Annotated in this window: 10 protein-coding genes; 6 read left to right on the top strand and 4 right to left on the bottom strand. The window is 44.3% G+C overall.

Annotation, left to right across the window (positions count from 1 at the left end):
- The first annotated feature begins 158 nt into the window (after positions 1–158).
- On the top strand, positions 159–680 hold the full coding sequence (gene dps, locus B3180_RS10670; protein ID WP_054487382.1) for a DNA starvation/stationary phase protection protein Dps: 522 nt from the start codon (positions 159–161) through the stop codon (positions 678–680).
- Here the strand turns inward: dps and B3180_RS10665 are convergent.
- From B3180_RS10665 to B3180_RS10655, 3 genes are all read right to left on the bottom strand, one after another.
- A complete protein-coding gene (locus B3180_RS10665; RefSeq protein ID WP_278358397.1) occupies positions 677–2,086 on the bottom strand; it encodes a methyl-accepting chemotaxis protein in 1,410 nt (469 codons plus the stop codon). The genes dps and B3180_RS10665 overlap by 4 nt on opposite strands.
- Before the next feature lie 184 nt (positions 2,087–2,270).
- Positions 2,271–3,854 (bottom strand): methyl-accepting chemotaxis protein, encoded by a 1,584-nt coding sequence (locus tag B3180_RS10660; protein ID WP_273024049.1) that lies wholly within the window; start codon positions 3,852–3,854, stop codon positions 2,271–2,273.
- A 379-nt stretch (positions 3,855–4,233) separates the two neighbouring features.
- On the bottom strand, positions 4,234–4,410 hold the full coding sequence (locus B3180_RS10655) for a DUF6435 family protein (RefSeq protein WP_273024050.1): 177 nt from the start codon (positions 4,408–4,410) through the stop codon (positions 4,234–4,236).
- A gap of 263 nt (positions 4,411–4,673) precedes the next feature.
- On the opposite strand from B3180_RS10655, the gene B3180_RS10650 reads away from it, so the two are divergent.
- Positions 4,674–5,234 (top strand): helix-turn-helix domain-containing protein, encoded by a 561-nt coding sequence (locus B3180_RS10650; RefSeq protein WP_054488499.1) that lies wholly within the window; start codon positions 4,674–4,676, stop codon positions 5,232–5,234.
- A gap of 48 nt (positions 5,235–5,282) precedes the next feature.
- The gene (locus B3180_RS10645; RefSeq protein WP_286844414.1) at positions 5,283–6,413 is read left to right on the top strand and encodes a serine hydrolase domain-containing protein; all 1,131 of its coding nucleotides are present in this window, start codon (positions 5,283–5,285) and stop codon (positions 6,411–6,413) included.
- A 28-nt stretch (positions 6,414–6,441) separates the two neighbouring features.
- Here B3180_RS10645 and B3180_RS10640 read toward each other — a convergent pair whose 3' ends face one another.
- Entirely contained in the window at positions 6,442–7,140 is a 699-nt protein-coding gene (locus B3180_RS10640; RefSeq protein ID WP_273024056.1) for a GOLPH3/VPS74 family protein, read from the bottom strand.
- A 189-nt stretch (positions 7,141–7,329) separates the two neighbouring features.
- On the opposite strand from B3180_RS10640, the gene B3180_RS10635 reads away from it, so the two are divergent.
- From B3180_RS10635 to B3180_RS10625, 3 genes are all read left to right on the top strand, one after another.
- Positions 7,330–8,064: an alpha/beta hydrolase gene (locus B3180_RS10635; RefSeq protein ID WP_273024058.1), complete on the top strand. Its 735-nt coding sequence runs from the start codon at positions 7,330–7,332 to the stop codon at positions 8,062–8,064.
- The gene (locus B3180_RS10630; RefSeq protein WP_273024059.1) at positions 8,064–8,468 is read left to right on the top strand and encodes a hypothetical protein; all 405 of its coding nucleotides are present in this window, start codon (positions 8,064–8,066) and stop codon (positions 8,466–8,468) included. Before B3180_RS10635 ends, B3180_RS10630 begins: the two co-directional genes overlap by 1 nt.
- An 80-nt stretch (positions 8,469–8,548) precedes the next feature.
- Complete coding sequence (locus tag B3180_RS10625; RefSeq protein WP_273024060.1) at positions 8,549–9,541, top strand: S41 family peptidase; 993 nt, start codon at positions 8,549–8,551, stop codon at positions 9,539–9,541.
- The last annotated feature ends 143 nt before the right edge of the window (positions 9,542–9,684 follow it).

Genomic DNA, 9,684 nt, shown 5'->3' with positions numbered 1-9,684 from the left:
AGGCCATCCATGGCCTTCGACACCCTGACATAGCAAAACTACAACACCAGGCACCAGCCCTTGTCTTACTCAGCCTTTACCGCGCGCAGCCACAAAGCGATCTTCCTGGATATTTTATGCGTAAGCTTAGTTGATACGTTAATAAATCAGGAGGCAATATGAGTAGCAATAATGCAAGCCAAGTTGCAGACTTTACAGCACCGGGAATGAACAGTGAGTCCGCGGATAAGGTCATAGCAATTCTTGACGATCGCTTAGTCGCATTGCTTGACCTGCAATTGACACTAAAACATGTGCACTGGAATGTTGTAGGACCAAATTTTATTGGTGTGCATGAAATGTTAGACCCTCAGGTCGACGCCGTACGTGAAATGACCGATACCATAGCAGAGCGAATTGCGACGTTAGGTGGAGTACCTGTTGGTACGCCAAAAGCTATTGCAGAGCGTCGCAGATGGGAAGACTACTCTTTAGGTAAAGGGTTAGTGGCAGAGCATTTAGTTGCTCTGGATAAGGTTTATAATGGCGTTAACGGTGACCACCGCGAAGCGATGGAAACATTAGCTGAGCTCGACCCGGTATCAGAAGACATGTTAACCGGGCAATTAGCAGAGCTTGAGCAGTTTCAGTGGTTCGTTCGGGCGCATATTGAATCGTCCTCTGGCGAATTGAAAAGCTAGTCGTCTTCAAAGGCTTCAACCAGCGAACGAAACTCACGTAAGCGGGTTTTAATCGCTTTAACTTCACCTTCTGTATCACGGGTGAGTTTGTTTGCGCTACGCACGTTGTCGTTGATGGATATCATGCTGTCTTTTACTTCTGAAACAGCACTTGTATGTTCTTCTGCGGCAACGGCTATTTGCGTCATACGATCATTAATTCCCGTTACGGCTTCAGTGACTTCGTAAACCTGTTGCTCTGATTTCCGGCCCAACTCTCCACATTCCTCTGCCAAGTCGCGTTGCTCAAACATTTTATTACGCCATGTACTCATTGACTGGGTCATGCGGTTTACGGTCTCTTCTATTTGATCAACGGCCTGTTGTGTTTTTTGGGAAAGGGCACGAACTTCATCGGCAACTACGGAGAAGCCGCGACCATGCTCGCCGGCTCTGGCACTTTCAATAGCGGCATTCAAAGCCAATAGATTCGTTTGTTCAGCTATTGCGTCAATTTTTTCGCTGACTTCTTTCACAGAGTCAGCATTACGAGACAGCTCTTCTGTTTGTCTGGCGCTTTCGCTAACAACACTTACCAGCTTAGTAATTTTCTTGCTGCTATCGGCAATAAAATCAGCTGCGTTCTGAGTTTGCTTGCTAACGTCACTGCAGGCACTGGAGGAATCATTTGCGTTGCGTGCAATTTCATCAACGGTTTGCCCCATCTGCTCCATAGAAGTAGCAATTTGCTCAATGTCTTGCACCGTTTGTTCAGTAGCATCCGCTGTCTTTGATGCATTTTCGGCGGTTGAATTGACCGATTCCGCCAACACGTCATTACCTTCACTTAGACGAGCGGTAAGAGCAAGTAATGATGAGTCGCGCAAGGCAAGCTCATACATTGCTCTGCCCATTGGAGAAGAGCTACCGAATATCTCGTGTTGAGTTTTGGCAGTAGAACCATCCGCATCGGCTAAGGCTTTTGCCCACCTACGTGTGTTCTTCCTGTTACGAAATGGACGAGTTAGCCATTGAAACCAATGAGTTCGCCTTCTATAAATATTTTTAGCTGCTGAAGCGTACTCACTGTCTGCCTGGTGCATTAACCATTGACTACCTGTGACTTTGCCACGGCGGAATATTCCGCGAACAATAACATCAAACCAAACAGTACCTCGCTCGGGAACATTAAAAGGGACAATGCCTCGCCAGGGGACTTCGCGTTTTAATGAGGTATTGACCTCTTTAATTACTTTATCGGGTAGAGCGTTACTGTCGACAAGTTCAGTTAAAGGTTTTTTCAGTAACTCGTCTTTGTCTTTTTTCATCAGACCCTGAATATTTTCTGGGCAGTGCGATACTTGCTGATATTCATTAAGGCTAAAAACGAATAATGTATCTGCGCCCCAGCTAAAGCTTCTGTTCATGATAAAAGTCTCTACTGTTGCGAAAATTCTTATCTTTCTAATAGTTAAAGTAGAAGTTGTGTGGTGTTTTTTCAAATATTAAACTGCAGTTAGAAAGTAATTAGAATTCGGTAGAGTTTTTTTGGGGGGAGTTAAATTCAAAGTTATGACACCGGGAGTAGTCCCAGTGTCATACATAGGAGCCTTAGTAATTGGCTTGCTGAGTATCCCAGAACTGATTGGTTAACTGGTCGAGTCGTCTTGTAATATTGACAGTTTTGTCAGTTACATCGCTACTGAGCTTAGCTGCGTCCAGGTTCTGCTCAGAGCTTGTCTTAATACTTGTCACGCTTTCGCCGATACTCTGTGCAACTTTACTTTGTTCATCAACGGCTTGTGCTATCTGGTCGCTCATGTGGGAAATGGTGTTGATCACCTTCAGAATTTCCTCTAAATGGGAGGCTGTTTCCTTGCTTTTGCTGACACTGTCCTCCGCCATTAGTTCGCCCGCTTCCATGACACTCACTGCATTTTTGACACCATTTTGCAGCGTTTCAATTACTTGTCTTATTTCTTTGGTGGAATTTTGTGTTCGATTAGCTAATGATCTTACTTCGTCAGCAACAACAGCAAAGCCACGCCCATACTCACCAGCTCTGGCAGCCTCAATAGCCGCATTTAAGGCTAATAAGTTTGTCTGATCGGCAATACCCAAAATAACATCAAGAATTTTTTCAATATCGATGCTACTTTTTGAAACTTCATTAATGACGCGTGAGGCGTTATTAATCTGTGCCTTTAATTCGGATATTGCAGCGGCATTTGCATCAACGACACTTTTGCCTGTTTTCACTGTCGTTAGTCCGCGAATTGATGCAGTCGATGTTTCTTTGGCACTGTCGGCCACACTACCAATGCTCATTGACATTTGATCAACAGCAGTAGCAACATGCTCAGTCTGTTCAAACTGCTGCATAGTCCAAGTTTCAGATTGATTCACCGCCGCACTCAAGTTTGTGGCGTTGTCGTTTAGCGCTTCTGACATATCATTTATTCGACCAATTAGGGCCGCATTTTCGGACTCTAGTTTTTTTATAGTCAACAAAATTGAACCGACCTCATCAGAGCGGCCGGTATAGACATAGCGAGCGACTTTATCGTCGGTTATCTTTTTAACTTGCTTAAGTGCTGCTCTCAGGGGGGCTAACCATATCAGAGTGAAAAATGCACTTATGAGCGAGGCAATAATACAAGCGACTAGAAGCGCTATACCGGAGCCGTGTAATAGGTAAGTTACAATAGGTATTAACGTTGGCAGTGCAATACTTGCCAATAACTTAGTTGTTAAAGAGGTGGAGGTTTTAACACCGCGGGGTGTTTGACCCTTATTAATGAGTGCATAGACTTTTTTCGCTCGTTCGACATATTGAGGTTGAGCCTTACGACGAACAGACTGGTACTCTTCAACTTGGCCATTCTTCTTGATAGGTGTAGCGTAAGCATCAACCCAATAGTGATCTCCGTTTTTACAACGGTTTTTGACAATACCCATCCATGACTTTTCTGCTTTAAGGTCAGCCCAGAACATTTTAAAAACGGGTGAAGGCATGTCGGGATGCCTGACAATATGGTGGTTTTTGCCAATGAGTTCTTCTTTGGAGAAGCCGCTAATATTTATAAAATCGCGGTTTATGTAAGTAATCTGACCTTTAAGGTTAGTCGTCGAAAGAATATTAGACCGGTTCGAGAATTCAAGTTCTACACCAGTAATAGGAAGGTTCGTCTTCATGTGTACCTTGTGAAGTGCTAAGACTCAAAAAACTGAAATATAATCTGAATCGCAATTAAGTTGAGTGTAGATTCAATTCTATTTTTAGCGTTATTTTAAGGTTATTAACACTTACAATGCGGCTATATATAATTGATTTATATCAACTATTTAACTTCGGTTTCAGAAACTCTTTATCCTGCTCTTATTGAGCGTGTCACATTACGAGCCGGTGAGAAATTTGGTTCACAGGGAATAAAATATTTATGTCAAAATGTATGGTTGTTGAATTTGGAATTAAGGAAGCTGACGAGCAATGAAGACAAGGGGGATTTAGGTTATTGCTAAAAGTGCGGTAGGCTAAAAGCGGGTTGCCAGTTAGCAACCCACCACTGCAAGTTTATTTATTCTGACTTTCCAGTGCCTGAATTTTATTCCAAAGCTCGTCTGCTTGCTGACTGATATGGGAGCTATCGCGAATGTTTCCGTTGCGCTGCATCTCCATCGCTTTTTCTTGCAGTTGCTTTAGGTCTTTGCGCATTTTCTTCGTAGGGTCTGACTTAAAAAGTCCAAACATTAATGATTGCCTCAAATTACTAAGTGTATTTAGCAATACGGCAAGTCAGGGTTAAAAGTTCTGCATGCAAAGCATAAGAATAATATGATGTTTTTAAGCTAAATTTTTTCTTTGGAGTTACTGTCGGTATATTGTTGCTTAAGTGTACTTTTTGAGCGATCAAAGCGAATGACAGGAACATGACATGGCAATGTCGTAACAATGTCCGGTGCTTTTAGATAATGTTTTATCCGAACTATCGGGCAACAGAGCTGAATACAACAATGAAAAACACCAAATTCGCAGAGCGGTTAACTTACCAGCGCAAGTTAAAAGGACTCTCGCAGGAACAGCTTGCTGAGAGCACCAGAGTAACCGTACGTACCATTCAACGCTTGGAAAAAGGTGAGGTCACACCCCACTTAAGAACAGTAAAGCTACTAGCGGCGGCACTCGAGTTAGATGTTGACGATTTGCTTGAACTGGATGACCCTCGCAACGAGAATATTCAAACAAAGTGGCTGCTATTAATGCACTCATCGCCATTTATTGGTTTTGTGGTGCCATTTCTCAATATCTTGTGCCCGCTGTTTATTTGGATCCATAAGCGTGAAGATAACCCCCTGTATGACGCTCATGGCCGTGCGGTTATTAACTTTCAAATAACCATGATGCTCATTTACGCACTTGCTTTTGTTGCACTACTTAGCGTCGAAGGGTTTGGCTTTTTATTCTTTATTGCCGTGATCCCTTATACCGCCTTAGTTATGTTGGCTAACGTTATCGCTGTGATAAAAGCACGAAGGTATTTTTACCCCAGTATTCCTTTCCTTGGCAAAAAATAGCTGGTAGCAAAGCTCTCTATTTAAAAACGATTTAATAAAGGAACCATCATGAAAGCAATAATTTATTATTTGCTGCTGGCTACGCTTGTCTGTTTTTCAGCAAGTGAAGCGGTAGCACAGTCCAAAGTTACTGATGAAAAAATTCAGGAATTTCAGGATTACCTAAAAGAGTTTAGAAAAGAGAACAAAATTCCAAGTTTGTCCGTTGCGGTGGTAAAAGACCGTGAAATTATTCTGCTTGAGAGCATTGGCTTTCAAGATCACGACGCCGAAGAATCAACGACGGAAGACACATCGTACCTTGCTGCTTCTATCACAAAAACGTTCACGGGTGCGACGTTACTGGCCATGGAGGCTGACGGGCACATTGATCTCGATGCGGACTTTACGACCTTAAGTGACTGGGGCAGACGCTGTCACTGGCTGACAACAAGCGGCACTATCTTTGGTGGAGGCACTCTGGATAACGGCTATCAAGTACCCACGGTAGAATGTGACCAAGTGATAACGCTGCGTCATGTCCTTCAACATCAGGTACAGGGTGAGCCAGGCACAAGCTTCTTCTACAACCCCATTATATTTGGCCGTTTATCTAACTGGGTTGAGGAAAACACGAATAAAAGCTGGCGTTATTGGGTGAATAAATACGTTATTGAAACTGGAGATTTAGAGGGTATAGCTGCTGGTTGGCGAGACCCAGCTGCCAGTGAGGTACTGACTCATATTGCACCGCCTTTTCGCCACGCGCCTGAACAGTCCGATGGGCATGCAAATTCAGTATTACCAAACACTGAACTTAACGCCAGCTCAGGGGTTATAGCCAGCGCAAAAGCACTTGCTCATTATTCTATAGCCTTGGATGAAGAAAAAATTCTCCCTGCATCTTTGAGACAGAAAATGTGGACGCCGGCAAAGGATGAAGAGGGTAACCCAATGCCTTATGCCTATGGCTGGTTTGTCCAGAATTGGCAAGGACATAAGTTGGTTTGGCATGGTGGCTGGTGGCCGGATGCGTATGCCGGACTCCTACTAAAGGCACCTGATGATGGACTAACCTTAGTGGCGCTCGGAAACACCGACGGACTGCGACACGAGGTTAATAGTTTGACGAGCGCGCAAATAGAAAAGAACCCATTGGCGTTAAAGTTTTTAGAGTTATTTGTTGAACAGCCGCAGTAATTAGTGCGTGTTACTCTATATTAAAAACTTAGCAGGAGCTTGGACTCGATGTCACTGTTGCCGCAGTTATAGCCGGCATAATGGCCGCTATCATAACCGCGGCCTCTATAGCCTGGACGGCTTCTTTGGCAGCTTTGGGTAGCAGTTCACCTTTCTCTAATTGCTTAATACGCTGTTTGCGATCTTTCAGCTCTCGTTTGGTAAATACCTGAGGTAAGAGCGCAGCGCTATTGGCTAAAGCGACAACAATAGCGATCCGAGGTTCTATTTCGTCGCCGTCACTGAGTACTACATTGCGCATTTCCTGGCGTAACTGCTCTTCAGGTTCAGGATTCACCTCTGGGTATACACGGCGCTCGAACAGCCACAAGACTTTCTCTTTTTCGGACGCCACAATACCGTCAGTTGCGAGTGCCTGCGCTACTTTGTGTTTAAGGTCTTTAATACCTGCGAGTTTTTCTACCCAGTGTTCTAATTCATATTGCCGCTTGGCATCCAAGATCATCGTTAAAGCTTCATCTAATAACGAGTCATCTGTTGGACTGTCGTTAACCACTGCGATTTTTTCGTTATTGCCGTTATCAACCTTTATACGTCCAAGCATCAATAACTCGGCAGCTAGCGCAGCAGCGGTCGCATACTCTACATACGCACCGTTCATGGTGCCTTTTTCCTCGCATAACGCGAGCAGCACGATGGCTTCGTAAAGCTTTAAGTTGTCCGGCATTGCGGTACCTGTTTTATAAATTCCCGAGCTTAATACGTTTAATAATAATCATTTTCGGGTAAGCTAAGCAAGTTAGTTGGTAGGAGTTAGAACGTTGATCGTCTACTTACTTTAATCGAAAATCCGACATTGATAGCCAGTCGTAGTAAAGTTAGAGCAATACAAAATCAAATCGTAAAGGACTATAATTTGAAATTCCTCATATTACTCACCAGCTTATTGTTCAGCTCATTGGGCTTTGCCGAAAACAGGGTTTACGATGAATCCAGGGACAGAAATATTCCGATAAAAATCTCATATCCTACTTCTGAAGATCAGTGCAGTGAGTTTCAAAAATGCCCAGTAGCATTGCTTAGCGCGGGTTATGGTGTATCACATACCAAGTACAGTTTTTTGTCTAAGAGGCTAAGTCAGTTGGGTTATATGGTTGTGGCTATTGGCCATGAGTTAGAGAGCGATCCTCCGTTGTCTGTATCGGGCGACCTTTATGAAACCAGAAGCGAGAACTGGAGCCGGGGGGCTAAAACGCTGGATTTCGTTAAGCACAATCTCGAGCCAGCTTACCCAAACTACAATTTTAACGGCTTGCTGCTGATTGGCCACTCAAACGGCGGAGATATCTCGTCCTGGCTTGCGAATGAAGGCAAGGACTACATAGAAACTGTCATCACGATTGACCACCGCCGCGTTCCACTTCCCCGCAATAAGGATATTGGTGTGCTCTCAATTCGCGGCAGCGATTACCCTGCAGACGACGGGGTGTTGCCGTCACAGCAAGAGAGTGAGAAATACGGTATATGCGTTAAGAAAATACTAAAGTCCCGGCATAACGATATGACGGACTACGGGCCTGCGTGGCTTAAAGATGAAATTAACAGCGCTGTGGCGAGCTATGTGAAAGGACTGGGGTGTGAGAAAGTTTAATGATTGATACAGCCAAACAATACGCCTTTCAGGCTGCAAAAATCACAATTACGGCAGTAATGCTGTGTGTGCTCTGCTGGCTGCTTTTCAGTAACCCGGACTCGACCACCAATACTCAGTTTGCGGTTGCCGATACAGTTGTTACGTCTGAGGTAAGTGACGGCGCTGCTGTCTCGGCTTCTCCATACTCAAGTGCGAGTCAATTTGAACACCATAAACAGTCAGCAAATTGGCAATTCGAGCGCATTGATGAAACTAAGTTCAGCGTGCTCGTTGCTAATATTTATTTGCTCACTGAACCCATTCTTACTGACTGGTTTTTAATAAAGCCATCAAGTCGTTTTCACTTATCCGGGTGGAAAGACGTTGGCATGCAATTCAAAATCAAGAACGCCTTTATCTGAATCCATTAGTTCCTAAATGAATAACGAATGCCGGACTGGTTCAAGCCAGCCCTTACTAATGGATTTTTAAAGGTAAACTCATGAAAAGTATTTTACTGAAACCTTGCAGACTTATTGCTCTGCTACTTTTGCTTATTTCTCTACTGTCGAATTCGGAAATTTCTCAGGCAGATGAGAACAACCTGCCGCCAGAACAGGTTCGGCAGCTGATGACTAAAACGTTCGATGTTATGCAGGACAACTACATAGAACCGGAAGTGGTTCCCGAGTTAAAACAGCTATTTCTAAACAAGCTGAAGTTGGGACAGTACGATTCGCTGACCTCTCTTGATGACTTCACGCACGTACTGGGACAAGATTTACGAGCGGTTACAGGCGATAACCACCTTAGTTTGTATACCGTTAACCCAGACGAAGAAATCACTCATATATTGACCCATAAAGAAGGGAAGTTAACCAATAACTATGGATTCGAGGAAGTGCGTTACCTGAGCGGTAACATTGGCTATTTGAAGTTTAATAAGTTTTCGCCGGACAGGCAGGCCAGAGACTCTGTTGACGCAGCTTTTAACTTTCTGGAGCACAGCGACGGCATCATCATTGATTTACGAGATACCGTTGGCGGTTCGCCCGATTTAGTTCAGTACATGTTGAGCTATTTTCTGCCCGGCAAAACTCCTCTTTGGTATGTGCTTGATTCTGCAAACGAGAAGACTGCAGAGATTTCAGCATCCAATACGGCAGCTCACCAAGGCTTTCGCGGTGATTTTCCGGTTTGGGTATTAACCAGTCGCAATACAGCTAGTGCTTCTGAAATTTTCGCCGGTGCTTTACAGGCAAATTCAAAGGCCGTACTGGTCGGTGACACCACCGCCAGTGCTGGTTTTTATGTTGGAGTACGCCGAATTACCGACACGCTAGCGTTTCGTATTTCACTATTTAAACCAATAATAACGGCAACCGGGAAAAACTGGGAGCGCACGGGAATTATTCCGGATATTGAAGTGCCTGCTTTGGATGCTTTAGACCATGCTCATGAGCTAAGTAGCAAAACTACCCGCTCTGGTCTCTAGTCGGAGCCGGCGTCGTTCCAGTAAGTTCGACGTCGGCAATGCCTTACAGCTCGCACTGTTCAATCGGCTGGCCTATAAGATCCTCAATGGCCTTAAGCGCCTCAGCGTCCTCGTCCGTTACCAATGATATAGCATGACCTGCC

The organism is Idiomarina sp. UBA4206 (assembly GCF_002383015.1).
Taxonomy (GTDB): domain Bacteria; phylum Pseudomonadota; class Gammaproteobacteria; order Enterobacterales; family Alteromonadaceae; genus Idiomarina; species Idiomarina abyssalis.
Note: the sequence above shows the minus strand (reverse complement) of the source record. Positions and strands in the feature narration are given on the sequence as shown.

Bases quoted from the DNA above. Each gene is read 5' to 3' on its own strand.
- B3180_RS10655 (WP_273024050.1), bottom strand. From the start codon at position 4,410: ATGTTTGGACTTTTTAAGTCAGACCCTACGAAGAAAATGCGCAAAGAC.
- B3180_RS10645 (WP_286844414.1), top strand. From the start codon at position 5,283: ATGAAAGCAATAATTTATTATTTGCTGCTGGCTACGCTTGTCTGTTTT.
- B3180_RS10650 (WP_054488499.1), top strand. From the start codon at position 4,674: ATGAAAAACACCAAATTCGCAGAGCGGTTAACTTACCAGCGCAAGTTA.
- B3180_RS10660 (WP_273024049.1), bottom strand. From the start codon at position 3,854: ATGAAGACGAACCTTCCTATTACTGGTGTAGAACTTGAATTCTCGAAC.
- B3180_RS10630 (WP_273024059.1), top strand. From the start codon at position 8,064: ATGATTGATACAGCCAAACAATACGCCTTTCAGGCTGCAAAAATCACA.
- B3180_RS10665 (WP_278358397.1), bottom strand. From the start codon at position 2,086: ATGAACAGAAGCTTTAGCTGGGGCGCAGATACATTATTCGTTTTTAGC.
- B3180_RS10640 (WP_273024056.1), bottom strand. From the start codon at position 7,140: ATGCCGGACAACTTAAAGCTTTACGAAGCCATCGTGCTGCTCGCGTTA.
- B3180_RS10625 (WP_273024060.1), top strand. From the start codon at position 8,549: ATGAAAAGTATTTTACTGAAACCTTGCAGACTTATTGCTCTGCTACTT.
- dps (WP_054487382.1), top strand. From the start codon at position 159: ATGAGTAGCAATAATGCAAGCCAAGTTGCAGACTTTACAGCACCGGGA.